Consider the following 24,544-nt stretch of genomic DNA (forward strand, 5'->3'; position numbering starts at 1 on the left):
CGTCACGCAAAGGCCTTCCGCGGCTGCGACGGCCGGTCATCCATGGAAAGCTGGATCACCGCGGCGAGCACGCCGACGATGACCAGTGACAGCCAGGCCATGGTGTAGCTGCCGCTGACGTCGTAGGCGAGGCCGCCGAGGTAGGCGCCCAGGAAGGCACCGACCTGGTGGCTGAAGAACATGACGCCGAAGAGCGCCCCGAAGTTTGTCGGTCCGAACATCGCGTTCAAAAGGCTGCTGACCGGCGGAATGACGCTGAGCCAGAGAAAGCCCATCGCCGCGCCGAAGGCCAGGGTGCTTTCCATCGAGACCGGGAGAAAGGCGTAGCAAGCGATGGCGACGGTGCGGAACACGTAGATCAGGGCGAGGATCAGCTTGTTGCCGTAGCGCTCCCCCAGTCGTCCCACCACCAGCGTGCCGACCGCGTTGAAGATGCCGATCAGGGCGATGGCGTTGGCGCTGACCGAGGGCGCCAGGCCGCAGATCGCAACGAACTTCGGCAGATGGGTCGCCACGAAGATGAGCTGAAAGCCGCAGGCGAAGAACGCCAGGGTCATGGCCACGTAGCCCGGATGGCGCAAGGCTTCGCCGACGGCGCGCCGGGCATCCGGACGCTCGGCCGGACCGGCGGAACCTGTGCCGTTGCGTTTGAAGAAAACCGCCAAGCAGGCCATGGCGGCAGCCAGGGCCGCCAGCAGCAGGAGGGTTGTGTCCCAGGAGATCCGGTCGAGGAGGCCCTGGGACGCCGGGGCGATGACGAAGGTGCCGAGCGATCCGGCAGCCGCCAGGATGGAGATCGCCAGAGCGCGCACGCCGGGCGCGGCAAGACGCGACAGGATGCCCACCAGCACGCCGTGGGAGGTGCCTGCCACCGCCAGGCCGATCAGCACGCCGCCGCCGAAGAACAGACCGAAGCCCGTTCCCAGACTCATCAGCCAGAGACCGAGTGCGAAGCAGAGCGCCGCCAGGAGGACGACGATCCGTCCGCCATAGCGGTCCGACAGCGCGCCCATGGCCGGCTGACCGATCCCCCAGGCCAGGTTCTGAAGCGCCATCGCAAGACCGAAGGTGGCAACGGAAACGCCGGCGCCGCGGACCATGGGATCGAGAAACAGCCCGAGGCTCTGACGGATGCCCATGGAGGTCGAGAGGATCAGGCTGGAGACCACCAGAACGACGAGCAGCGCCGGCGTCCAGTCCGCTGATCTTGCAAAGCGCCGATGCGGCATGTCCGATCCTTCCGGTCGTTTCACAGACAACCGAGAAAGACCGCATCGCCGCGAAGAGTAAACTCACTAGTCGGTATACATGGGCCTGGTGGACTGCGCCGCTTAGCCCGTAGAGCGCAGCCTGTGCGACTCGGCCGCCTGCAGCAGCAGGCTGGCCGCCCGGCCCGCTTCGAGCGCATAGTCCGGATTGCGGTGCACCAGCATGCGGGCCACGGCACCGTCCAGCAGCACCAGGATCATGCGTGCCAGCGAGGCCGCATCCGCGTAACCCGCATTTTCCAGATCGCGCTGCAGCCAGGTCTCGAAGGATTCCTTGTGGCTGCGGGCCACGTCCAGGGCCGGATGGCCGGGGCTGTCAGCCAGTTCGACGGCGGCGCGTATGAACCCGCAGCCCCGCCATTCAGGCTGCTTCGCGGCCTCGGCCAAGGCCGCGAACATCCGCTCCATGCGCTCAGCCATCGCGCCGCGGCTGCCGGCCCAGTTCTGGTAGCGCTCAAGCGTGCGCAGCTGGCGTGCGTCGAGGTAGGCAGCGACGAGGTCGTCCTTGGAGCGAAAGTGATAGTAGAGCGTCTTCTTGGTCACGCCCGCCTGCTCGGCGACGCGCTCGACGCTCACCTCGCGGATGCTACCCGCATAGAACAGTGCATCGGCGGCTTCGAGAATGCGGTCGCGTGTGCCCATGCGGCCAGGGTGGGACGGATTGCGCCTTTGCGCAAGGCTGGATACCGCACCCGCAGCGCGATCCGCCCCTTCGCCCTGGGACCGCAGCCTCAGGGTGCTTCGTTCAGAGGTTCGCCATCGCCGGGGCCGGTCGCATCACTGCCCATACGCAGGCGGTGGCCGTCCAGGTCTTCGACGTTCATCTCGCGCACGCCCCAGGGAAAGTTGGTGGGCGCCTGGCGGATGGTGGCGCCAGCCTTCTTGTACTCTTCGTGGAGAGCATCGACATCGCGGATGAAGATCGAAATCCACATGCCCCCATTTCCCTCCTGCCCTCTTGCACCCTGGGCGTCCTGACAGAGGAAGATCCGCACGTCATCGCGCAGAACGCAGGCAAAGTCCGGCGGCGTGCCCCAGTCCCACTCCTTCTCGAACCCCAGTTTGTCGACGTAGTAGGCGATGGCATTGGGAACCGACTTCACGTTGAGAATCGGGATTGCGGATTCAAAACGGTTCGGACTGCGCTCCGCCGGGTCCGCGCCGGCATCGACAAGCAGGTCGACCACGGCCGTGTCGGTTTTCGGCGCGGCGTAGCCCAGGGGGGTCACGCCGCGGCTGTCCTTGGCGCTCGGCTCCGCCCCAAGGTCGAGCAGAAGCTCGACCATCTCGGCCCGGTCCTTCTGTACGGCAAAGTGCAGCGGCGTGCAGTGGTGCTCGAAGCGACTCATCGGCCGCTGGAGTTCCGCCGGATCGTCTTCCACAATCGTCTCGACCAGGTCCCTGCGGCCGAGCGCGATGGCGGTAAAGATGCCCGGCTCCACACCCCGGGCCATCAGGTAGTCAACGACATCGCGGTGAACCTGCCGGAAGCCAGTCGCCCAGCCGATGACACCCATCTCGTGTGCATCGCCGTCACCCCGGACGTCTGCGCCGGCCGCGACGAGGCGTTTTACCACCGGGAGCTGGCCGGCCATGGCTGCCCAATGCAGGGCATAGGCCCGGTCCAGCCGGTCGCGCCGGTTCACGTCGACCCCGAGGTCGAGCAACAGTTCGACGCAGTCCAGATGCCCCTCCTCGGCGGCCAGATGCAGAAGCGGCCGGTTCCAACGGCCGCCGGTGATCCCGGTCTTGCCCGGGTTCTCCCGCAGCAGGCGGGCCAGGTCGGTCGCCCTGCCCTCGACCGCGGCGGCGATGATCTGGCCGTCCGGGCTGACGGAATCGACATGGGCCTTCAGCGCGCGCCAGCTGGCGAAGCCGTAGCGCCGCGCGACCTCCAACTGGGCCTGGTGCAGCCTGGCGGCAGGGTCTTCGGCGCGCAGTGCCGCAAGGTGCTGCTTGGCGGTCTTGCGCAGCCAGGTGAGGTCGGGGCGTTGGGGAAGGGTTTCGGTCATGGGACACCTTCTTTCTTTAGGCCCGGCGTCCGCAACTCACGGGCAGAAAGAAGATGTGGAACACATCGCGAGTGGAGGTGGGTTCAACCCTTTACGCGGACCGTCGGCCGCCCTCACGGCCAGGGCGGCATTATGAAGCGCCCGGCGGCGAAGTCAAACGGGTCAGGCAGCACCGCCGGCCGCGCGGGCTTCGCTTCCCTGGACGGCTGCCGTGGCGCATGCGAGGCTTGGCAGCGACGAACGGAGAACGACCGCTTGGGACCAACCCGAAGCAAACGTGGGAGACGCAGGATGACAGCAAAGATGACGCTGCGCACAGTTGCACTGATTGTCGGCGTGCTGAGCGGCACAGCGGCCGCCGGGGCGGCGGAAGGACCGGTCAGGATTCTTCACGGGGCCGCGACGACAGAGGCATCGGTGGTCACACAGAACGAGGGCGGCACGGGCCTGACCGTCCATCGCGGCCCGCCGAAGCTCCTGCCGCGCGGACCGGCGGCTGAGCCCCCACGGCGCGCGCGGATCGGACGCAATGCCGTCGGCATCGACAACCTGGAGCCGGCCGGCGCATGGTTGCTCGACCGCTCCGGCGAGCATCTGGTGGTCGTGCACTGCTATACGCGGGAGTCGGTTATGGTCGGCGGCAATCGGAAGATCCGCTGCAGTTCCCGAAGGTTCTAAAGCGGCGACGCCTTAGGCCGCCGAGGTGTCCAGGGTCGCCGCCTCGCCGAACTGCAGGGCGGCCAGCCGGGCGTAGAGACCCCCGCCGGCCACAAGTTCGTCGTGGCTGCCGCTTTCGACGAGCTGGCCCTGATCGATCACCAGAATGCGGTCCGCCTTCAGGACGGTGGCGAGGCGGTGGGCGATGACGAGGGTCGTGCGCTCGGTCATCAGCCGTTCGAGGGCCTGCTGCACGGCGCGCTCGCTTTCGGCGTCCAACGCGCTGGTCGCCTCGTCGAGCAGCAGCAGCGGCGGGTCCTTCAGGATGGCCCTGGCAATGGCCAGGCGCTGGCGCTGACCGCCGGAGAGACGCACGCCCTTCTCTCCGAGATAGGTGTCGAAGCCCTGGGGAAGCTGTTCGAGGAATTCCAGCGCCCCGGCAGCGGCCGCGGCGGCGCGCACCTCCGCGTCGCTGGCCTCCGGGCGGCCGTAGCGGATGTTCTCCCAGGCATCGGCGGAAAACACCACCGGCTCCTGCGGGACCAGGCCGATGCGCGCGCGCAGATCGGCGGGATCGGCCTCCGGCAGCGCCACCCCGTCGACGCGGATGCAGCCGTTCTGCGGATCGTAAAAGCGCAGCAGAAGCTGGAACACCGTCGTCTTGCCGGCGCCCGAGGGACCGACGATGGCCACCTTCTCGCCCGGCTCGATGGTGAAGCTGAGGCCCTGCAGGGCCGAGCGGTCGGGGCGCGAGGGATAATGGAAAATCACGTGGTCGAAGCTGACGGCCCCGCGCGCCGGATGTGGCAGTGCTTTGGGCGCGGCAGGCGACGTGATTTCCGGCTCGGCGGCCAGCAGGTCCATCAGCCGCTCCGTCGCCCCGGCAGCGCGCTGCAGGTCGCCGATCACCTCGCTCACCGCACCGGCAGCCCCGGCCACGACGATGGCGTAGAAAACAAAGGCCGAAAGCTCGCCGGCGCTGATTCGCCCGCTCAGGACGTCGTGGCCGCCGATCCAGAGGATCACGCTGACCGCGCCAAAGACCAGCACGATGACAACGGCGGTCAGCATGGCCCGCGCGGCGATGCGCCGCCGCGCGGTTCCGAAGGCTTCTTCCACCCGTGCCGAGAACCGACGCCGGTCCTCCCCCTCATGCACGAAAGCCTGTACCGTGCGGATGGCATCCAGGGTCTCGCCCGCATAGACCCCGAGATCGGCGATGCGGTCCTGGCTGTCGCGGCTGAGACGCCGCACGCGCCGGCCGTAGGTCAGGATCGGCAGCAGCACCAGGGGGACCACCAGAAACACCAGGGCGGTCAGCCGCGCCGAGGTGATGATCAGCAGCACCGAGCCGCCTGCCAGCAGCAGGGAATTGCGGATCGCCACCGATACGGAGGAGCCGACCACGGTCTGCAGCAGCGTCGTGTCGGTGGTCAGCCGTGAGAGCACCTCTCCGGTGCGGGTGACCTCGTAGTAGGCCGGCGAGAGGGTGACGATGTGATCGAAGACCCGTTTGCGGATGTCCGCCACCACCCGTTCGCCGATCCAGGAAACCAGATAGAAGCGGACGTAGCTGGCCACCGCCAGCAAGATGACGACACCGAAGAGGACCAGGACCGCCTGGTTCAGCAGGGCGGCATTGCCGGCCGAGAACCCCTCGTCCACCAGCCGCCGCAGGCCCATCCCCAGGCCCAGCACCGTGGCCGCCGCCGTCAGCAGCGCCGCCATGGCCCCGACAAGCTGCAGCTTGTAGGGCCGCACGAACTGCCAGAGCTCGGCGAGCAGCTTCAGGCTGCCGCGGGCGGGCGCGTCACTGCGCAGGCCGCTCGGGGCGGGAGAGGAGATTCGCATCAACCGGGCTCTTCCATGTAACCGGGCTTCTCATGACCGGGCTTCTTATGACCGGGCATCCCAGCCGGGCGGGCCGCGCCGGGCAGCCGATCGGCAGGGACCTTTACCTGGGCCCGATCCTCCCTGACGCCTAGGACAAAATCCAGCAAATACGGGGCTCCCGGCCCGGTCTGCGGCCTTTCGTCCGCCCGCGGGCCGGAAATAGCCGCCCCCGCGCGGCCGCCGCTTCCTGACCGCCGCGAGGCAAATGAGAACAACACCATGAAATCGCTAGATTTATTGGCGCTTGCAGGGCCGGAACAAGCGGCGGCCCGTCACCCTCGGACGGGGTTGCGTCCGGGCCCGCACTCGGGTATATACCGCCGCGCTTTATCGAGGATCATGGCCATGAAAAAAGACCTGCACCCGGAGTACCACGAGATCACCGTGGTGATGACCGACGGCACCGAGTTCAAGACCCGCTCCACCTATGGGGCCGCGGGCGACACCATGCGCCTGGATATCGACCCCAAGACCCACCCCGCCTGGACCGGCGAGCACCGCCTGGTCGACAGTGGCGGCCAGGTGGCCAAGTTCAACAAGCGCTTCGGCGGTTTCGGCCTGAAGTCGTAAGGATCCCGGCGCCGCCGGTGGAGCGAGGCTCCCGGCGGTTATACCGAAGGTCCGATAGCAGGGCGGCCGTTGCGCCGCCCTTTTTGTCTGAAACCCCTTTATCCGCGAGAGACCCTGGAGAACCGGGACGGCTATCCCTGCAGGCTGGGCCGGCTCGGGCGGTCCTGCATGGCATCGAGGCGGGCCACGCGCTGATAGAGCTTGTGGGAGCGCTCGAGAAGATCCAGCAGGCGCGGCTGAAGCTGCGCTCCTTCGACCGGCGGTGCCGTCTCCTCGCAGACCTCCTTACCGGACAGGCGGTACTCTTCCGCGGCGGCCTCCTCGCGGGTCATTTCGCCCGCATGCACCGCTTTCTGGACCAGGAGCCAGGCCATAATCTGGGTCAGCCGTGCGGTCAGCCGCATGGTCTCGCAGCTCATCGCCATGCGTTCGGCCGGCGACATCTTCTTGCGCTCTTCGGGCTCGCGATGGGTCAGATAGTCCCGCGCTTCGCGGGTCAGCGCCAAGGCCTCGTCGAAGGTCGAATCAAAGAAGGCAACGGTCTGGTCCTTCAAGACGGATTCCTCAAGACGGGCTCCTGGGCAGGACGGCCTGTTGCGAGCGGCCCCCGGCTGGCGGGCCCGGGATCGCTGAACGGCGAAAAACGTCCGATGCTAACCCCTTCCGGCTTAACAATCCCTTGGAAATGAACGCCGCAGAGATCAGGAATTATTTCATATCCAGCAGAGACCGCAAGCCTTGAATCGGAACCGCCAGCTTCCAATATCCAAGGGGCCGCAGAGGGGTGCCTTCTAAAAGGGCCTCTCAGAACGGCGGCTTATGACGAGGGTCCGACCATCCGGTGGGCCCGTTGACCAACCATATTGCTCATGCAAGGAGAATGTGGACATGCGCAGTCTTGATCTTTCCCCCCTTTTCCGTGCCACCGTCGGTTTCGACCGTCTCGCCTCCGCGCTCGACGCCGCCAGCCGGCTGGACGACAGCGCCTACAGCTACCCGCCCTACAACATCGAGAAGACCGGTGACGACAGCTACCGGATCGTGATGGCGGTGGCAGGCTTCGGCGAAGACGAATTGGACGTCACGGCAAAGGAGAACAGCCTGACCATCACCGGCAAGAAGGCCGCTGAGGGCGAAGAGCCCAAGTACCTCCACCGCGGTATCGCCGCGCGCGCCTTTGAGCGCCGCTTCGACCTCGCCGACTACATCAAGGTGAGCGGTGCCAAGCTGGAGAACGGCCTGCTGTCGGTCGACCTGGTCCGCGAGATTCCCGAGGCCAAGAAGCCCCGCTCCATCAAGATCACTTCCGGCGTCGGCAGCGCCAAGGTGATCGAGAGCGAAGCGGCCTGACGCGGCCTCTCCAGTCTTCACAAGACCTGTGGCAAGCGGCCGGGCGGCAAACAACCGCCCGGCCGCCTGCATTTTGAAGCGGCTGGGCGTCTCCTGCACGCTCGCTGCAACGCCCTGATCGTCACCCGCCTGCGCTTCGACCGGCTGGCGGGGGAGTGATCCTCCTCACCCTCCCGCTGCGCGGCACCGGTCTTCCCCCTCACCCAGCTTCGCCTAAGCGCGCTCCGCTTGCTAAGGCTGCGCAGCCCTCTCCCACGAGGGGAGAGGATTTCTCGTCGAGGCACTCTAACGTTCCCTCTCCCCTCGTGGGAGAGGGAGGGGCCCGCGCAGCGGGAGGGTGAGGGGGAACGGCGCCGTCAGACGTTGGAGGGCACCACCTCAGCGGCAATCGGAAAGTCCTTGCGGCGGATCACGAGTTCCCAGTCTTCCTTGCCGTTCGAGCGGACCCAGGCGTGGCGCGTACCGCGTTTCTGTAAGTGCGAGTGGATCTTTCCGATCACTTTCCGCGAGCCGGCCTCGCGATAGAAGACGGTGCGCTCATAGGCCGCCCCCAGGCGTGCCATCACCGCCTCCACTGCGGCGTCCAGTTCGCGTTCCGACTCCAGGTGGGCAAGGAAGATGTGATCTTCATCGACCCGCCCGTCCTCCAGCTCCGGGCAGGACCCTTCCGCCTCGTAAGCGAAGAGATCAAGGCCGCCGCCGCGCCGATGATAGGCGACGAATTCCACAGTGTAGGATCCGCTGGGATGGGTGTGATCGTCGGTATAGGCGGTCCAATCCATCGGCCCATCCATGCAGAACGCCCTAGACCACCACCTGCAGGCGCGCCAGCGCCGCCCGCAGACTATCAGGAATCGGCACGGCCTTCATGGTCGCGCGCTCGACGAAGACATGGACGAAGCTGCCGGTCGCCGCCGCGTCCTCCCGGCCTTCCCTGAAAAGACCGATCTCGTAGCGCACCGCGCGGTTGCCCAGATGGCCGACGCGCAAACCCGCCTCGACGTTTTCCGGGAAGGCGAAGGCGGCCTTGTACTGGCAGGCGCTCTCGGCGCAGACGCCGATCACCCCGCCGTCGTGGATGTCCAGCCCGCCTTCGCGGATCAGGTATTCGTTGATGACGGTGTCGAAGTAGGAGTAGTAGACCACATTGTTCACGTGGCCGTAGATGTCGTTGTCCATCCAGCGCGTCGGGATGGTCAGGAAGTGCATGTAGTCCGCACGGCGCGCGGCACGGGTCTCGGCAAGAGTATCGGTCATCGGCTCACGTCACAGGATCGTTCGCAGGGCATCCAGGCTTTCGTCAGGCTTCTCGGCCAGCATCATGTGGCCGCAGGCGGGGATGGTGACCTGGCGGGCGCCGTCGACGGCGGCGACCAGCTTGGTGCCGGCGCGCGCCGGGGTCATCTTGTCGTGCGTCCCCATGATCATCAGCAGCGGACAGGCCACCTTGGCCGCGGCCTCCATGGCGCCCTGATAGGCATTGCAGGCCGCAAGGTCGGCATGCAGCACGCCGGGCCTGACGCGCTGCAGCAGGCGCTCGCCGCCGCCCATCATCCAGGCGCCGGGCAGGCGCGCGCCGCCGTAGTGGCCGCTCGGCCCGAAACCCCAGGAGGTCATCAGCTCGAAGGCCAGGGGATCGTCGGCCTCCGCCGCCGCCAAGAGGTCCGGATGCACCGGCATCTTCGGCGCCGCCCCCATCAACGCCGCGGCGCGCACCCGGCCCCCGTGGCGCCCGGCACAGTCGAGCGCAACCAGCGCCCCCATGGAGTGGCCGACGAGCGCCGCCGTCTCCAGCGCCGCTTCGTCCAGCAGCCGCACGACCCAGTCGGCCATGGCCTCAATGGAGGTCAGCGGCGCGCCCTCCGAGCGGCCGTGGCCCGGCAGGTCGACCGCCAGCACGCTGCGGTCGCGGTGGGCGAAGTAGCGCGCGGGCAGCGCCCAGACCGTGTGATCGAGACCGGCGCCGTGCAGAAACACGATCACAGGCAGGTCGGGGTCGAAGCTGCGTCCGCCGGTCGCGGCATAGACCCGCGCACCGTCCACTGAGAGGTCCATGCCGGTTAATCCATCCTTCGGGGTGTTCGGCGGCTGAAGCCGCGGCGGTTGCGGTCAGACTTTCTGGGATACACGGAGCGCCTGGCGCAGATCACCGATGATGTCGTCCGGGTCCTCCAGGCCGACGGAGAGGCGCACCATGTCCTCGCCGACGCCTGCGGCGGCCAGCTGCTCCGCGCTCATCTGCTGATGGGTGGTGCTGGCCGGATGGATCACCAGGGTCTTGGCGTCGCCCACGTTGGCGAGGTGGGAGGAGAGCTGGCAGGCCTCGATGAACTTCGCCCCAGCCTGGCGGCCGCCCTTCACGCCGAAGGAAACGATGGAGCCGCAGCCGCGGGGCATCAGCTTCTGGCCGAGGGCGTGGTCGGGATGGTCCGGCAGGTCCGGGTGGATGACCCAGGAGACGGCATCCTCGCGCTGCAGCGCCTCCAGCACCTTATGGGTGTTGGCCATGTGACGTTCCATGCGCAAGGGGAGAGTCTCCACACCCTGAAGAATGTAAAAAGCGTTCTGTGGGCTCATCGTGGCGCCGAAATCGCGCAAGCCCTCCGCCCGCGCCCGCATGGCAAAGGCCTGGGGGCCGAACTCCTCGGCGAAGTCGATGCCGTGATAGCCCGCGTAGGGCTCGGTCAGGGTGTCGAAGCGGCCGCTGGCCTCCCAGTCGAAACGCCCGCCGTCGACCAGCAGCCCGCCCAGGGCCAGGCCGTGACCGCCGAGCCACTTGGTGGCGGAGTGCATGACCAGATCGGCGCCCAGTTCCACGGGGCGGCAGAGGTAAGGCGTGGCGAAGGTGCTGTCGATCATCAGCGGCAGGCCGGCGTCGTGCGCCACCTCTGCCACCGCGGGGATGTCCAGCACCTCCAGGCCCGGATTGCCCAGACCCTCGGCGAAGACCAGCCGGGTTTCCGGGCGAATGGCATCGCGGAAGGCGGCGACGTCGCGCGGATTGACGAAGCTGGTGGTGATGCCGAAGCGCGGCAGGGTGTGGGTGAAGAGGTTGATGGAGCCGCCGTAGAGCGATGCCGAGGCGACGATATGCCCGCCCTGGCCCATCAGGGTGGCGACCGCCAGATGCAGGGCGGCTTGGCCGGAGGCGGTGGCAATGGCGGCCACCCCCAGTTCCAGCGCGGCAACCCGTTCCTCCAGCACCGCGACGGTGGGGTTGGAGATGCGGCTGTAGATATGGCCGGCGCGCTCCAGATTGAACAGCGCTGCCGCCTGGTCGGTGTCCCGGAAGACGTAAGAGGTGGTCTGGTAGATCGGCACCGCCCGTGCGCCGGTCACCGGGTCGGGCTGCTGACCGGCGTGCAGGGAGAGGGTGTCGAACTTGAGGAACTTTGGATCTGCCACGGTGAGGGACTCCGGTTATGCGCCCGCAACCTTATACCAAGCCGCGGCGATCCTGACCCCCTCTTGCGCCGCATGCGGAAGCGCAAGGGGCACCCTGCGGCAGTGCAAAAGAACAGACGCGCGAAACACCGTCGATATAACGGTTCGCGCGCCTTTCTCCGCAAGCAGCGGAGCGGCTTCATCTGCAGCGCTGGAAGTAAAAAAAGCAGGGCCCAAAATTGAAGGAGGGCCTTCGATCCGGATGGATCGTGGCCCCTCCCCTTGTTTACGTTCTACCCTGTCAACTTGCCGTCCCGAACACTACCAATGTCCTGCCGACGGTCAAGCGGAGAATCATTAACGTCTTGAACGCGGGGGCTTTCCTTGGAGTCCTGCGCGCTTGAAGTGCCGCCGACTGCAAGAACCGTTGCCGCAATCTGCAACGCGGTCCGGTAAGCGGGCCCACCACCATCGCGGAGCGCCGACAGCGCTCCACTGTCGCCATGCATGAATCACAATCATAAGAAGAGACGCACTGCCGACTTGCAGCTTCGGTGTCGTAGGATGCTCTCGTACAGACCGCCAAGACGGCACGCGGCGCAGAAAGAAAAACCGCCGGGCGAACCCGGCGGCAAGTTTAACAGGGAGGCGTTACAAGGAACGGATAAACATCCGAAAGACGACCCGGGAGGACCCGGGGAGGGTGCCAGGCCGTCTATGGTTCAAATTAGCCTCGAATTCCTAAAGAATAGTTAAGACTCTGGTTAAAACTTTCTGTATGACCGAGATCGGAACCGGGAAAAACGGCGGAAATCCGCGGATCTTCCATTTGGAGCTCGATCCCGGGAAAGCGGCGCCCACATCTTTTTTGGTTAAGAAGCGCGGCTTTCACCCGCGAACCCAGCCGCCCGCCGGGCGGCATAAGCCATCGAACAGCGGAACGAACGGAGGCGAAACCATCATGACAACGCGGCGCAGGTTCCTGATCTCCAGCAGCCTTGTCTTGTCGGCGGGCGTTCTCGTTACGGGGCTAGCCGCAGGGCTCGGCACCCGGCCGGCGCGCGCGCACCACGGCTGGCGCTGGACCGAGGACGGCAACTTCGAGCTTACGGGCCTGATCCAGACGGTGCGTCTGGGCAATCCGCACGGGCTTCTCACCGTCGATGCCGACGGCGAGATCTGGACCGTCGAGGTCGGACAGCCCTGGCGCAACGAGCGGGCGGGCCTCACCGACGACATGCTGACCCCGGGGACGGAGATCAAGGCCATCGGGCAGCGCGCCGCCGATGAGGCCGACAAGCGGGTCAAGGCGGAGCGCGTCAGCATCAAAGGTCAGCTCTACAACCTTTACCCGAACCGGGACTGAGGGCGCGATCTTCGACGCCCCAATCGTCGAGGCGCTGGCAGCGCTTCAGGACATGGCGCTGCCGAGCGCCCTGCGCGCCTCGCGCTGGGTCTATCCCGTCGTCAACGCCGGCCACATCGTCGGTCTGGCGCTGCTGTTCGGCGCCATCGTACCGCTCGACCTCAGGCTCCTGGGGGCCTGGGCCGACCGCCCCATCGCACCGATGGCCCGGGTCCTGGTCCCGGTCGCCCTCTGCGGCCTGGTTCTGGCGGTCGTCTGCGGGCTGCTGCTGTTCTCGGTCCACGCGGTCAAGTACGCGGGCACGACTCTTTTCCAGGTCAAACTGCTGTTGATCCTCGCGGCCATCGCCAATGCCCTGCTGCTGCGCCGCGCGGCCGACTGGACCCTGGCCCAGGTGCCGGAGATGGCGGTAAACAGCCCGCGCCTGCGCCTGGCCGGCGCCCTCTCGCTCGGTCTCTGGCTGGCGGTCATCCTCTGCGGCCGCTTTATTGCTTACCTGTGAGCGGCCTTGGGCTTACCGGCGAAGGGAAACACGGCCAGGTCACGGATCGTCCCGTCATCGGCGGCCACCCAGGTCAGGGCGGGCAGAACCGCGGCGATCCCCCGTTCCGGCAGGGTGAGCGATGCGATCAGGGTCTCGATGGCGGCCCGGCTCCGGCTGCGCGCCAGGGTGACGTGCGGAACGTACACCGGTGCGCCGAACTTCTCGTCTGCCAGAACGCCGCGGTGAAGCTGGTCGTGCAGAGCGGTCAAGGCGATGCGGCCGCGCGCCGGCATCAGATAGGCGTAGTAGGCCTCCTCCCGGACCCCTTTGTGGCACTCGAGGGCGGAGAAGGTCGCGGCAATGGGCGCCTGCACGGCGGCCCGCTCTCGCAGGTGTTCTTCCAGGCTCTCCCGCTCCACCTCGGTGAAGCCGAAGACGAGTGTCACATGCGGCGCGATGGCCTCGGCCTGGGGGTCGTTGTTCCGCCGGACCCGGTCGATCCACTGGCGGTTGCGGGCGCTGAGCTGGGGGTAGCAGACGATGAAGTTGGTCATCGCGTTCCCGCCTCAGTTCCCTGCCAGCCAGGCTTTGAGAACCGCCAGCAGAATGGAGAGAGTAACCACCGAAAGGGCGGTGGAGATGAGCACCGCCGAGGCCGAGCGCGCCAGGTAGATGTTGTACTGCCGGGCCATGATGAAGACGTTGGCGCCGGAGGGAATGGCCGCGGTGAGGATCGCCACCACCGCCGCCAGCGGCGGCAGCTCGAAGACGTAGAAGGCCATCACCGCCATGATTGCCGGATGGACCAGCAGCTTCATCACCACGATGGCCAGGGTCTCTTTCAGATCGCCGGCGATGGTGAAGCCGGTCAGCGAGGCGCCGAGGGCAAAGAGCGCGCAGGGTGCCGCCGCACCGCCCAGCAGCACCAGAAAGCGGTCCGCAGGCGCCGGGAGCGCGAGATCCGAAGCGCCATAGGCGATGCCGGCGAGCAGGGCCAGGATGATGGGGTTGACCGCCAGGGCCTTGGCCGCATTCGCCATCATGGTCCCCCAGCCCGCCCCGCCTTCGCCCCGCGCACTGCGGCCCAGTTCGATCAGCACGGTGATGACCGGAAAGATCAGGATCGCATGGAAGGTGATGATCAGCATGAGCTGCAGGCCGCCCTCCTCACCCAGGGCGGTGAAGATCAGCGGAATGCCCAGCAGCACGGTGTTGGAGAAGATCGAGCCCATGCCGAAGAGGGTGCGCTCGGCAAGCCCGGTGCGGAACAGCAGCAGGGCCAGGCCCCAGGCCAGGATGAAGGTGACGAGCACCGCACTCAGGTAGGCGCCGGCGATGGTGAACTCGATCGGCCCCAGCCCGCGCGCCATGGAGCGAAACAGCAGGGCGGGAATCGCGAAGTAGAAGACAAAGGTGTTGAGGCCCTTGATCGCCTCCTCGCTCATCCAGCCTTTGCGCCCGACCAGATAGCCGCAGAGGATCAGGCCGAAGATCGGCAGAACCGTTTCAAGAATGCTTTGCATGGGCTGAAGGTACGGGTGGGGACATAGAGGGGGTGTCGGCCTCTGCAGGGCGGGCCTTGCGAAGGACCCATGGAACAGGCTGGCGGCTGGGAGTGCGATGCGGCTGGAGCCGGAACCGGCGATGCGCCAAGATAGCACCCATGGATCCAAAACTCACGGCCTGGCTGATTCTGGGTTTCGGCTATCTGCTGCCGCTGGCCCATGTGCTGATCTCGCCGCGCTCCGGCGGCTGGCGCCCGCCGCCGGGCAGCGGCTGCCCGCTGGGGCCGCGCGCCGGCTGGATCGTGCTGGTGCTGCTACTGGGGCCGATCGGCTGGCTGATGTTCTGGCGCAGCCGGCGGCGCGCCTAGGCAGGCCGGCCAACCCCCCTCAGGACCCTTGCGGCGAATCGCGTTTTTGTCACAGGCTTGCGGGCGATGGTTCCGCCAGGCCGAACGCACGGCGGATGAAAAGGGAACACGGTGAGGCGTACCCATCAGGGACCGAGACCGTGGCTGCCCCCGCAACTGTAAGCGGCGAGCGATACCCGAAGCGCCACTGGCCCGCTAAAGGCCGGGAAGGCGGGTAGAGCGTCAAGCCGCAAGCCAGGAGACCTGCCATCACCAAGCCGGCGCTACGGGCGCCTCGAACCAACGACTCCGCACGGTGGGTGCGGATGGGGGAAAACCATGCATATCGAACTGGGCATCGTCGACGGTGCCAAAATCGTTCTCAGCTACGCAACCGCGGCAGCGGCCTTTGGCTTGGCCGGCAAACTCGCGGTGGACACGATCCGCCGCGACGGCGGCATCAGCGCGCTCACCCTGCGCAGCGTCGTCACCACCGCCTTGGTGTTCTGCTTCTTCGAGGTCCTGCCGCACTATCCCGTCGGGGTGTCCGAGGTCCACTTCATACTCGGATCGACGCTCTACCTGATCTTCGGCGCCGGCCCGGCGGCCATAGGGCTGGCCGGGGGCCTGCTGCTTCAGGGACTGCTCTTTGCGCCCGCCGACCTGCCGCAGTACTTCATCAACGTTACCACGCTGATCGTGCCGCTCTGGGCCATCAGCCTGTTGGCCAAGCGCATCATCCCGGCCGACACACCTTACGTCGAGGTAAAGTACTGGCAGGCGTTGGCGCTCTCCACCGCCTACCAGGGCGGCATCGTCGCCTGGGTTGCCTTTTGGGCCTTCTATGGGCAGGGCTTCGCGGCGGCCAACGTCGCAGCGGTGACCTCCTTCGGCGGCGCCTACATGCTGGTGATCATTCTTGAGCCGCTGGCCGATCTGGCGGTGCTGGCTGCGGCGAAGGCGCTGGCTCCGCTCAGCCGGAGCGGCCTGCTCTACAACCGCCTGCATCACCCGGCGACCTGACGCGGCAGCCCGGCGGTCCCCCCTGAGCGGGGCCGCCGGGTCCGCAGGTCGGCTGGCGAGCCAACACCTGCCCCGGGGGCACGGCAAAACGTCAGAGGAGCAGCACTGGGTCTGTCAGTCGGGGCCGCGCACGGGCATGATGGCACCGGGCGCCGGCTTGACGAACCGCTGAATCAACAGCGTTCCAGCGGCCAGGCCGATACCGATGATGTCGGACACAATTCCCCCTTCGATCATGAAGAGTGCCGCAACGATCAGCGACACGCGCAGGAACCAGACCGTGCGCGCGCCCAGGAACCAGCCCTGCACACCGGATGACAGCAGGAACACGCCGGCCACCGCCGTTATGAACGCCCGCCCCACTTCGAAAGTGCTGCCCTCCATCAGGATCGCCGAGTTGTAGAAAAACATGAAGGGCACGATGAAGGCGGCAATGCCGATCTTGAAGGAGGCGACGGAGGTCTCCATCGGGTTGGCGCCGGAGATCCCGGCGGCCGCATAGGATGCCAAAGCGACCGGGGGCGTGATGGCCGAAACGACGGCAAAGTAGAAGACGAAGAAGTGTGCTGTCAGTGCCGGAATGCCCAGCTCGATCAACCCGGGCGCCACGACCGATGCGGCCACCGCGTAGGCCGCGGTTGTCGGCATGCCCATGCCAAGCAGAATGGCGATGCACATGGCGAAGAACAGGGCCAGGAGCTGGGAGGCCTCGGCAAGCCCCAGCAGCAGGTTCGAAAACCGCGCCCCGACCCCGGTCAGTGAGATCACCCCGACGATGATGCCGGCACAGGCGCAGACGGCGATGATCTGCACCGACATCATGCCGGCGATCTCGAACGCCTTGGCGATGGATCGCGGCCCCATGCGATAGGGCGTGAGCCAGCTCACCACCGCGGCTGCGGCGGTCGCAAGCGTGCCGGCACGGATCACCGAATAGCCCATGAAAAGCGCCGCGATCAGAATGATGATCGGCAGGAACAGGAAGACCCGCCGCGACATCTCGCGCAGCTTGGGCAGTTCGTCATCGCGCATGCCGCGCATGCCGAGCTTTGCGGCCTCGAAATCGACCATGAAGTAGATCGACACGAAATAGAGGATCGCCGGGATGATCGCAGCGACCGCAATCTCGGTGTAGGGAATGCCGGTGATCTCCGCCATGATGAAGGCGCCGGCGCCCATGATGGGGGGCATGATCTGCCCGCCGGTCGAGGCCGCGGCCTCGATCGCCCCGGCAGTCTTGCGGTGATAACCGACCTTCTTCATCAGCGGGATGGTGAGCGAGCCCGTGGCGACAACGTTGCCGGCCGAGGTCCCGTTGATCATTCCCATCAGGCCGCTGGCGAAGATCGCCACCTTGGCCGGGCCGCCGCGCGCCCGGCCGGCTGCCGCAAAGGCAAAGTTGACGAAGTAGGCGCCAACCTTGGAGGCCTGGAGAAACGCGGCGAAGATAATGAAGAGAATGATATAGGTTGAGGAGACCGCGGTCGTCGGTCCAAGAATGCCCGCGTCCGTGTAGACTTGGCTAAAGAACCGCTGCCAGGTGATCGCCGGTGCACTGAGAAAGCCCGGCAGGTACTGCCCGGTGAAGACGTAAACCAGAAAGATGCCGGCGATGATGACCAGCGCCAGCCCGGCGACACGACGGGTCAGTTCCATGATCAGGATCGTGCCCGCGACCGCTGCAATAGAGATGCCGATGGGCGCAAAGGGCGTTCCCGTGGAGTTGCGCATCAAGGTGCCGTAGATCGCGATCAGGTAGGTGGCCACGGCGACGCCGCAGACCGCGAGAACGATGTCCGGGAAAGCAAAGTGGCTGCGCTCGCGTCGGTCAGCCCAGGAGAGCAGGACAGCCCCGACCGTCGACAGCATCAGCGGCAGACCGAAAAGCCAGGTCTCCTTGAACTTGATGCCTTCATCGATGCCGTTCCACATCACGCCGTTGGCGATATCGACAGCGAAGGAGAGCGCCATGCCAAGGGCAAAGAGCGCCGGCAGGATCAGGACATAGGACAGGTAGTCCAGCAGCCGGGTTTCGTTCGCGGCACCACTGGCGAAGCCGCGCGCCGAAAAGAGTACGAAACCGAGACCCAACGCCCCGGCGATATGCACGATGCGGAAGTTCCAGGTTTCCATGGGGAAAACCGGAAGGAAGGGAAGATCCACCAGGCCACCGGTCATGGCGCTGAGCGACAGACCGTTCAGCGCGGCCATGTGGAAACCGGCATAGACCGCGGCCAAGGCAGCGACCACAAGATGCGCGCGGCCCTCGAACAAGCGCCGATTGCTCTCGACGGTCTCTTCGTCGACCCCTTTGACTGTGATTGGGCTCTCGGTTTCGGCTTGATTTGTCACAGTCCCCTCCCTCTTTTAGCCGTCAGTCTGCCTGAGCGGTTTCAGAATACCAGCGCTTATTCCCCTCGCCGGGTGCGGGTAAGCCCATGTGGCGGCTGAAAAAAGGGGCCGCCTCGCAGAGCAAGGCGGCCCCCAACCGCTGTCGGAAAACGAGGCTCAGCCGCCGTGGACCATGTCCCCGGCAATCGAGGCGCCGTTCTCGTTGAACCACTTGGCCGCACCCGGATGCCACTTCATCACTTCGTTCTTGTCCCAGTTCTCGGGCAGCGTCGAACGGGCGGCACGGTGGATGGTGACCATACGATCGTTGTCGGACATCACCACATTGACAACCGCATAGACGAAGTCTTCCGGCAGATCGCAGTTGGCAATCGCGAAGTTCCACATGGAAACCGAACGCGCATCGCTGTCCAAGGTGGTGTAGGTATCAGCGGCGATGTCGAAGGAGGAGACGGGGAAGGTCTCGAGAATCTTCGCCTGTTCTTCCGCCGTGAACTCGATGATGTTCACATCGGTTTGCACTTCGAGCTGGCTGACGGCAGGCACCGGCACGCCGGCTGCAAAGGCGATCACGTCGAGCAGACCGTCCTGAAGCTGGCCACCCAGATCCGACCAGCCGCCGTTGCGGCGATCGAAGTTGACGCCGAGCGTCTCCATCATGCGCGGGAAGTAGGTGTCCGATGTCGAACCCGCCGGGCCGAAACCGATGCGGGCACCGTCAGGAATGTCCTTGACGGACGCAATGCCGGACGACGACAGGGCGGTGATCGAAAACGGCGTCTGATACATCGGGAACATCGCGCAGGCATTGGTCATCTGCAGACCCGGGGCGATGGGGTTGGTGCCCTGAATCGACTCCGCCGCAGGGCCCATGGTCGTCATGCCAAAGGCTGCATCGCCGGTGTGCACCAGCGCCATGTTCTGCATGGGGCCGCCGGTGACCTCGCCACCGCCGGAGATGCCCAACTCTTCCGCTACGAGGTTGGCCCAGCCCGAGCCGTAGGCGAAGTAGGTCCCGCCTTGTGAGGCCGTACCAACGGTGAAGCTCTCCGGCCAGCCCGCGCGATCCTGGGCAAAGCCCGTTGTTGCGGTGAGGGCGATGGCAACGGCAGTGCCAGCGAATACCGAAAATCTCATTTAGAACTCCCTATACGGTTTTGCACAGCTCGCAAGCTGAGCGGTTTGATTGATACGGTTGGTGTAGGTACCGGTTTCTCAGACTGCTGGTTGTTGATGATTTATGCCCGCAGCCGACAAACTCCACTCATGGCGGAGCGATTCCAGAGCCTTGCAGGCTTCAGAGGACCGCTTCGTTCAAGGTGTCCTGAAGAAGTCGACGCCGTCATGGCGCCGCGCCAACGTCCAGGGCGCAGCGGCGCTCTCTAAGATGGGGTCCGTACGCTTGGCGGGGCTGCGGCGCAAGCCACGGCAGCCGCCCTGGCAGTCGGATGAGTCTTCACTGGTTTCCTCCCGTTTCGTGTTTCGCGCCGGGATTGATTGCCCGAAGACCGGCACGTTGACCGGAGTTCTGCAACCGGCATGCCAAACCTCTGGTCACCGCCACAGCGCGTTTAAGTCGTTGATGATTAAACAGGACATCGGCCCCCACCGCCACCCGGGCCGATGCGCCATGTTACCCGGCCTACCCAAGGCCGGCTATGGGTGTGTGGATTTCTACACATCCGGCCACATTCGGTCACTTCTGGCGGCTGGCCTAGCTTTCGTAGCGGGTGTTGCCCCGGCGCTTGGTGTCGATGGGCAGTTCGATGAACAGCGGCTGGTGGGCGCGCTGGGAGCAGGCCTGGCGGGGGCAGAGGTGGCAGTTAATGCCGATCGGGCTGAACAGCCCCGCCTCCTCCGTATTGAAGGGCGCGGCGTAGGCCAGGCGGTGGGCATGGCGCATCTCGCAGCCCAGCGAGAGCACGAGGCGGCGGTCCTGGGTATCGCGGCTGAAAACCGGGCGCTCGGTCGTGCGGCTGATGGTGAAGAAGCGCTCGCCGTCGGGCAGTTCGACGAACTGCGGCACGATCACGCCCGGCGTGCGAAAGGCGGTGTGGATGTTCCAGACCGGGCAGGCGCCGCCGTGCTCGGCGATCTGAAAGGAGGTGGCGTTGAACCGCTTGGTGACGTTGCCTGCCTTGTCGACGCGCAGGAAGAAAAACGGCACGCCCCGCGCGCCCTCGCGCTGCAGCGTGGTCAGGCGGTGGCAGACCTGCTCGAAGGACACGCCGAAGGCCGCGGCGAGACGGTCGATGTCGTAGTGGCTCTCCTCGGCAGCGGCATGGAAGGGCGCATAGGGCATCAGAAAGGCGGAGGCGAAGTAGTTCGCCAATTCGACATGGCAGCGCGCCAGCCCGACCTCGGAGCGGACCGCGCTGCCGGCGGTCAGCCCCTCCAGCACATGCGGCAGTTCCACCAGGCAGAGCACGTGGGCCAGCTGGAACACCCGATTCTGGTGGTCGAGCGCCTCCGAAAGCCGGACGAGGCCCGCCGCCTCGTCGTGGATGCGCAGCGCCTGGCTCATCTCCTCGACCGGCGCGGTCTGGACGGAGATGCCGTGGACCTTGCGCAGGCGGGCCTTCAGGACTGCATAGACATCGTCGACGTCGCAGGGCTCGGCGGCGCGCAGCTCCTCCGCCGCGCTCTCAAGCTCGGCGAAGTGGTTGGCATGATCGCGGAAGAAATCGTGAATAATGGTCTCCGGCGAGGTGGCCAGGATGTCGTCGGGCATCCGCTCGTTGCCGAGACGCATCATCTTCTCCAGCGCCGTGCGATGGCTGCGGTAGAGCTGGAGGAAGCTCTCGACCAGACGGGGCGCGTGGTCGATGGCGGCGCGCAGTTCCTGCAGGTCAGGTGGCGCCGCGCCGAAGGCCGGGTCCTGCAGGGCGCTGCGCAGATCGGCCAGGCGGGTCGAGGACTCGTCCTTGATGAGATCGCGCCAATCGACGCCGTAGGCATCCGAGAGCGCCATCAGCATCTGCACCGAGAGGCTGCGCTGATTGTTCTCCAGCAGGTTCACGTAGGCGGTGCTGACGCCCAGCGCCCCGGCCATCTCGGCCTGGGTCTGACGGTGGTCGCGGCGCAGCCGGCGCAGCCGCGGGCCGATCAGGGTTTTTCGCATGGCATGATCGCTATTAACAATTTTACATATTTTGACAAATGTTGTGCCGACTGACAACACATAAACCCGAAAGTTGACGTCTCCGGCCCGCCTCGCGGTTAAAGTGTTTGTCTTCGTGCAATTCCAAAGACCGCCCTTCAGGCGGCCGAACACAGGCGGACCTCCCAATGGCTTACAAAATCCTCATCCTCGGCGCTTCCTACGGCTCGCTGCTCGGCACCAAGCTGCTGATGGCCGGGCACGACGTGACCCTGGTCTGCCGCAGCCAGACGGCCCGGCTGATCAATGCCGAGGGCACGGAGGTGCGGCTGAAGCTGAAGGGCGAGGAGCAGCATCGGACGATCCGCTCCGGCGATCTGCCGGGCCGGCTCGATGCCAAGGCCCCGGAAGAGGTCGATCCGGCGGTCTACGATCTGGTCGCCCTGGCCATGCAGGAGCCGCAGTACAGCGCTCATGCGATCTGGACGCTGATGGTGCGCATCGCCGATGCCCATGTGCCCTGCCTGTCGATCATGAACATGCCGCCGCTGCCCTACCTGAAGCGCATTCCCGGCCTCGACGCGGCGCAGCTTCAGGCCAGCTACACCAACGCCCATGTCTGGGACCGCTTCGATCCGGACCTGATGACCCTCTGCAGCCCGGACCCTCAGGCCTTCCGTCCGCCGGAAGAGCAGCCCAACGTGCTGCACGTGGGCCTGCCGACCAACTTCAAGGCCGCCGCCTTCGCCGACCCTGCGCACGACAAGATGCTGCGCCGCCTGGAGGCGGATATCGACGCGGTGCGCCTCGACGGCAAAGAGGTCCCGGTGAAGCTGCGGGTCTTCGACTCCCTCTTCGTGCCCCTGGCCAAGTGGTCGATGCTGCTGACCGGCAACTACCGCTGCATCACGGCGGGCGAGCCGCGGCCGATCCGCGAGGCGGTGCATGCGGACCTGGAAGCTTCCCGCACCATCTACGCCCACGTCGATGCCATCGCCCGGCGCCTGGGCGCCGACCCCGCCGACCAGGTGCCCTTCGAGAAGTACGCCCGGGCCGCGGAAGGGCTGCTGAAGCCCTCCTCCGCCGCGCGCGCGGTGGCGGCCGGCGCGCCGGCCATCGAGCGGGTCGACCGCCTGGTCCAGCTCATCGGCCGCTCGCTCGGAATGGACAGCGCCGCCGTCGACTGGGTGGTCGCCACGGTCGACGCCAAGCTCGCCCAAAACCAGCGCCTCTCGGCCTGATTCTCCTTCACTCCGAGGGAAGGCTCTGCCTCGACCTCTGCCGCCGGGAGTAGCGCTGCCCCGGCGGCTTTTCTTATGGCACCGGCTCGGTGCCGTGCAGGCCGCGTCCCCTTTCTGACCGTCGACCTTTCACCGCCGACGCCCTAGGTTTCATAGCGGGGCGAGGAAGCAACGGAGGAGCATCAGGGTGACGGAGAGCCAATTCTTCAAGGGCGCCCTGCGCGCCATGGCGGTTGGCCTGGTGCTGCTGCAGGGCGCAGCGGTCGCGGCCGAGCCGCTCAGGGCACCGCTGCAACTGGCACAGACTCAGACCGACACCGCCATCGTCCGGGGCATCCAGCGCGAGCTGCTGGCCCACGGCTATCCGGCCGGCCCGGTGGACGGCATCATGGGGCGGGAGACCCGCGCGGCGATCCGCGCCTATCAGGGCGACGCCGGCCTGACGGTGGACGGCGCGGCCAACCGCGCACTGCTGGACCACCTGAAGTTCGCGCTGCCCAAGGTCACCCGCTTCGGCGAGCCGGTGGTCGGCACCGTACTCAGCGTCCAGCGCGAACTGGCCGCGCGCGGCTATTACCTGGGCCCGCACGACGGCCTGGCGGGCCCGGCCACCTACCGCGCGCTGGACCGCTTCCAGGCCGATGCCGGCCTGCCCCTCGACACCGCCCTCGACTCCCGTCTGCTGCAGGACATCCGCGACGCCCCGCCGGAGATCAAGGCCGACCCTGCGTTCTAAAGAGCCGACGATCCTGGATACTCAAACCTGGCTTCGCTACTCAAGCCCGGCTTCGCTACTCAAGCAATGAGCGGATCATTTCGCTGAATGCGTCGCGCATAGGCAGATCAAGATCGAGGGCGAGTTGACGGCGCTCGACTTCGATGGCTTCACCGGTGTTCGGGTCGGCGGCTTGTTTCGTGATCGGCACCCAGCGCAAGACCCAACCGCGTTTCTCCCACTGTGGAAGGTCATTGAAATTGATCCCGCCCTTCTGGAACAGCAACTCGTTTTTGGCAGCAACCGATAGGCCGTCCAATGCTTGTTGGGCCTGCTTTGGATCCTGCCCCTTTTTGCGCAGCAGCCAGAAGCAATGAGCGTTGAGCGCGTTGCGGTGAGCGTCCTCGTTCCGCCAGCGGAAATAGTCGACGACGTCGACCGCGCGTGGCAGTTGGCTGATCCTGCAATCGAAACTCGCAGTATCTTCAAGCAACAAGGAGAATTTCGCGCTGGCCTCTCCGGCAAGCACTGAGTTCAGCTTCCGAAGCTTACGCCCGAAGCTGCCTTCATCCGGATGAAACAGCAAGGAGATCTCGTCGCTCTGTGAATAGCAGAGCAGGAAGTTGAACCCACAGTCCATCAGATGACGGCCGGTCTCCACCATCATGTCGCGGAACCGTGGGTCAAAAGGCGACTCGAAGGGATGCCGCTCGCGCACCAACTTCGTGAAGCCGCGGCCGTCGAGCCGGGCCACCATCAGCACCCCAGGCAGCACGACAAGATCGTTTGCGGTCTCGTAGACCCGCATCTTTCGATCGAGCTCAGTGAACTTCATCGCGCCAATCGTCAACCGAAAAGGCGCTTCCGCCAACACAGGTTACATAGAACAAGGCATTGAATCCCTCTGACTGCCGCGGCAATTCCAGCCGGCGTGCAGTTCCAAGTATTGCCTTGTCCGGCACCCGTCGAAGCTCTTCACGCCTGGCATTGCGTTCAATCGCCTCCGAAGTCCTTGAACTGAAGTAATAGCCGACGATCTCCGCACCCGCGGCCTGAGCAGGGCCGATGTAGCGCGCACGATCTGCGGCCGTTGGGTTGGTGTTGTCGATCACCACATCCTGACCGCAGGCCAGGCAGGCATCGAACAAAGTCTTCTCTCGATGGCGTGTCCGCAGCATGTCGAGGTTGATCCGCAGGTGCGTGTTAAACAACCGCTCGCGGCAGAACGTCGACTTCCCACTGCCCTGAATTCCCGTCAGCACGACAACCTGCATTAT

General features: G+C 65.9%; 25 protein-coding genes and 1 riboswitch. Of the genes, 9 read left to right on the top strand and 16 right to left on the bottom strand.

Features of this window, described 5'->3' with window-relative positions; all coding sequences use genetic code 11:
* Positions 1-2 precede the first annotated feature (2 nt).
* The 3 genes from Q0982_RS17000 to Q0982_RS17010 all read right to left on the bottom strand — a co-directional run bounded on the left by Q0982_RS17000 (position 3) and on the right by Q0982_RS17010 (position 3,280).
* Entirely contained in the window at positions 3-1,229 is a 1,227-nt protein-coding gene (locus tag Q0982_RS17000) for an MFS transporter (protein ID WP_299397471.1), read from the bottom strand.
* Between the two features lie 102 nt (positions 1,230-1,331).
* Positions 1,332-1,910 carry a TetR/AcrR family transcriptional regulator gene (locus Q0982_RS17005; RefSeq protein WP_299397473.1) on the bottom strand — a complete coding sequence of 193 codons (579 nt, stop codon included), beginning with the start codon at positions 1,908-1,910 and terminating at the stop codon, positions 1,332-1,334.
* 89 nt (positions 1,911-1,999) lie between these two features.
* Positions 2,000-3,280, bottom strand: a complete 1,281-nt coding sequence (locus Q0982_RS17010) for a glyoxalase superfamily protein (protein WP_299397474.1) — start codon at positions 3,278-3,280, stop codon at positions 2,000-2,002.
* 303 nt (positions 3,281-3,583) lie between these two features.
* Between Q0982_RS17010 and Q0982_RS17015 the strand changes: the two genes are divergently transcribed.
* Positions 3,584-3,958 carry a hypothetical protein gene (locus Q0982_RS17015; RefSeq protein ID WP_299397476.1) on the top strand — a complete coding sequence of 125 codons (375 nt, stop codon included), beginning with the start codon at positions 3,584-3,586 and terminating at the stop codon, positions 3,956-3,958.
* A 12-nt stretch (positions 3,959-3,970) separates the two neighbouring features.
* Here the strand turns inward: Q0982_RS17015 and Q0982_RS17020 are convergent, their stop codons facing one another.
* On the bottom strand, positions 3,971-5,788 hold the full coding sequence (locus tag Q0982_RS17020) for an ABC transporter transmembrane domain-containing protein (RefSeq protein WP_299397477.1): 1,818 nt from the start codon (positions 5,786-5,788) through the stop codon (positions 3,971-3,973).
* A 387-nt stretch (positions 5,789-6,175) separates the two neighbouring features.
* On the opposite strand from Q0982_RS17020, the gene rpmE reads away from it, so the two are divergent.
* Entirely contained in the window at positions 6,176-6,400 is a 225-nt protein-coding gene (rpmE, locus tag Q0982_RS17025; protein WP_299397479.1) for a 50S ribosomal protein L31, read from the top strand.
* A gap of 131 nt (positions 6,401-6,531) precedes the next feature.
* On the opposite strand, the gene Q0982_RS17030 is transcribed toward rpmE, so the two are convergent.
* Complete coding sequence (locus tag Q0982_RS17030; RefSeq protein WP_299397480.1) at positions 6,532-6,954, bottom strand: DUF1465 family protein; 423 nt, start codon at positions 6,952-6,954, stop codon at positions 6,532-6,534.
* 334 nt (positions 6,955-7,288) lie between these two features.
* On the opposite strand from Q0982_RS17030, the gene Q0982_RS17035 reads away from it, so the two are divergent.
* Positions 7,289-7,750, top strand: a complete 462-nt coding sequence (locus Q0982_RS17035) for an Hsp20 family protein (RefSeq protein WP_299397482.1) — start codon at positions 7,289-7,291, stop codon at positions 7,748-7,750.
* Between the two features lie 356 nt (positions 7,751-8,106).
* Here Q0982_RS17035 and Q0982_RS17040 read toward each other — a convergent pair whose 3' ends face one another.
* The 4 genes from Q0982_RS17040 to Q0982_RS17055 are packed head-to-tail and all read right to left on the bottom strand — an operon-like array spanning position 8,107 to position 11,155.
* Positions 8,107-8,532, bottom strand: coding sequence for a hypothetical protein (locus Q0982_RS17040; RefSeq protein ID WP_299397483.1), 426 nt, complete (start codon positions 8,530-8,532; stop codon positions 8,107-8,109).
* A gap of 22 nt (positions 8,533-8,554) precedes the next feature.
* Positions 8,555-9,007, bottom strand: coding sequence for a thioesterase family protein (locus Q0982_RS17045; protein WP_299397485.1), 453 nt, complete (start codon positions 9,005-9,007; stop codon positions 8,555-8,557).
* 9 nt (positions 9,008-9,016) lie between these two features.
* On the bottom strand, positions 9,017-9,805 hold the full coding sequence (locus Q0982_RS17050; RefSeq protein WP_299397486.1) for an alpha/beta fold hydrolase: 789 nt from the start codon (positions 9,803-9,805) through the stop codon (positions 9,017-9,019).
* Positions 9,806-9,859: 54 nt separating this feature from the next.
* Complete coding sequence (locus Q0982_RS17055; RefSeq protein WP_299397488.1) at positions 9,860-11,155, bottom strand: O-acetylhomoserine aminocarboxypropyltransferase; 1,296 nt, start codon at positions 11,153-11,155, stop codon at positions 9,860-9,862.
* A 940-nt stretch (positions 11,156-12,095) separates the two neighbouring features.
* Between Q0982_RS17055 and Q0982_RS17060 the strand changes: the two genes are divergently transcribed.
* Together Q0982_RS17060 and Q0982_RS17065 are read left to right on the top strand one after the other, a co-directional pair.
* Positions 12,096-12,500, top strand: coding sequence for a DUF6152 family protein (locus Q0982_RS17060; protein WP_299397489.1), 405 nt, complete (start codon positions 12,096-12,098; stop codon positions 12,498-12,500).
* A gap of 52 nt (positions 12,501-12,552) precedes the next feature.
* Positions 12,553-13,002, top strand: coding sequence for a hypothetical protein (locus Q0982_RS17065; RefSeq protein ID WP_299397491.1), 450 nt, complete (start codon positions 12,553-12,555; stop codon positions 13,000-13,002).
* Here the strand turns inward: Q0982_RS17065 and Q0982_RS17070 are convergent.
* Entirely contained in the window at positions 12,993-13,538 is a 546-nt protein-coding gene (locus tag Q0982_RS17070; protein ID WP_299397492.1) for a 2'-5' RNA ligase family protein, read from the bottom strand. The genes Q0982_RS17065 and Q0982_RS17070 overlap by 10 nt on opposite strands.
* Positions 13,539-13,550: 12 nt before the next feature.
* Entirely contained in the window at positions 13,551-14,507 is a 957-nt protein-coding gene (locus tag Q0982_RS17075; protein ID WP_299397494.1) for an AEC family transporter, read from the bottom strand.
* 140 nt (positions 14,508-14,647) lie between these two features.
* Between Q0982_RS17075 and Q0982_RS17080 the strand changes: the two genes are divergently transcribed.
* Complete coding sequence (locus Q0982_RS17080; protein WP_299397495.1) at positions 14,648-14,857, top strand: hypothetical protein; 210 nt, start codon at positions 14,648-14,650, stop codon at positions 14,855-14,857.
* 50 nt (positions 14,858-14,907) lie between these two features.
* Positions 14,908-15,123, top strand: a riboswitch (cobalamin riboswitch).
* A 52-nt stretch (positions 15,124-15,175) separates the two neighbouring features.
* The gene (locus Q0982_RS17085; RefSeq protein WP_299397497.1) at positions 15,176-15,859 is read left to right on the top strand and encodes an energy-coupling factor ABC transporter permease; all 684 of its coding nucleotides are present in this window, start codon (positions 15,176-15,178) and stop codon (positions 15,857-15,859) included.
* A gap of 114 nt (positions 15,860-15,973) precedes the next feature.
* Here the strand turns inward: Q0982_RS17085 and Q0982_RS17090 are convergent, their stop codons facing one another.
* The 3 genes from Q0982_RS17090 to Q0982_RS17100 form a co-directional block, all read right to left on the bottom strand.
* Positions 15,974-18,211, bottom strand: coding sequence for a TRAP transporter fused permease subunit (locus Q0982_RS17090; protein ID WP_299397499.1), 2,238 nt, complete (start codon positions 18,209-18,211; stop codon positions 15,974-15,976).
* A 156-nt stretch (positions 18,212-18,367) separates the two neighbouring features.
* A complete protein-coding gene (locus tag Q0982_RS17095; RefSeq protein ID WP_299397500.1) occupies positions 18,368-19,348 on the bottom strand; it encodes a TAXI family TRAP transporter solute-binding subunit in 981 nt (326 codons plus the stop codon).
* 577 nt (positions 19,349-19,925) lie between these two features.
* Positions 19,926-21,332 carry a short-chain fatty acyl-CoA regulator family protein gene (locus Q0982_RS17100; RefSeq protein WP_299397502.1) on the bottom strand — a complete coding sequence of 469 codons (1,407 nt, stop codon included), beginning with the start codon at positions 21,330-21,332 and terminating at the stop codon, positions 19,926-19,928.
* 167 nt (positions 21,333-21,499) lie between these two features.
* On the opposite strand from Q0982_RS17100, the gene Q0982_RS17105 reads away from it, so the two are divergent.
* Together Q0982_RS17105 and Q0982_RS17110 are read left to right on the top strand one after the other, a co-directional pair.
* A complete protein-coding gene (locus Q0982_RS17105) occupies positions 21,500-22,552 on the top strand; it encodes a ketopantoate reductase family protein (protein ID WP_299397503.1) in 1,053 nt (350 codons plus the stop codon).
* A gap of 187 nt (positions 22,553-22,739) precedes the next feature.
* A complete protein-coding gene (locus Q0982_RS17110) occupies positions 22,740-23,288 on the top strand; it encodes a peptidoglycan-binding protein (RefSeq protein ID WP_299397505.1) in 549 nt (182 codons plus the stop codon).
* 55 nt (positions 23,289-23,343) lie between these two features.
* Here Q0982_RS17110 and Q0982_RS17115 read toward each other — a convergent pair whose 3' ends face one another.
* Complete coding sequence (locus tag Q0982_RS17115; protein ID WP_299397506.1) at positions 23,344-24,102, bottom strand: tRNA(His) guanylyltransferase Thg1 family protein; 759 nt, start codon at positions 24,100-24,102, stop codon at positions 23,344-23,346.
* Positions 24,089-24,541: an AAA family ATPase gene (locus tag Q0982_RS17120; protein ID WP_299397508.1), complete on the bottom strand. Its 453-nt coding sequence runs from the start codon at positions 24,539-24,541 to the stop codon at positions 24,089-24,091. The genes Q0982_RS17115 and Q0982_RS17120 overlap by 14 nt, the downstream gene beginning before the upstream one ends.
* Positions 24,542-24,544 lie beyond the last annotated feature (3 nt).

It is taken from the genome of Pelagibius sp. (genome assembly GCF_028281305.1).
Taxonomy (GTDB): domain Bacteria; phylum Pseudomonadota; class Alphaproteobacteria; order Kiloniellales; family Kiloniellaceae; genus Pelagibius.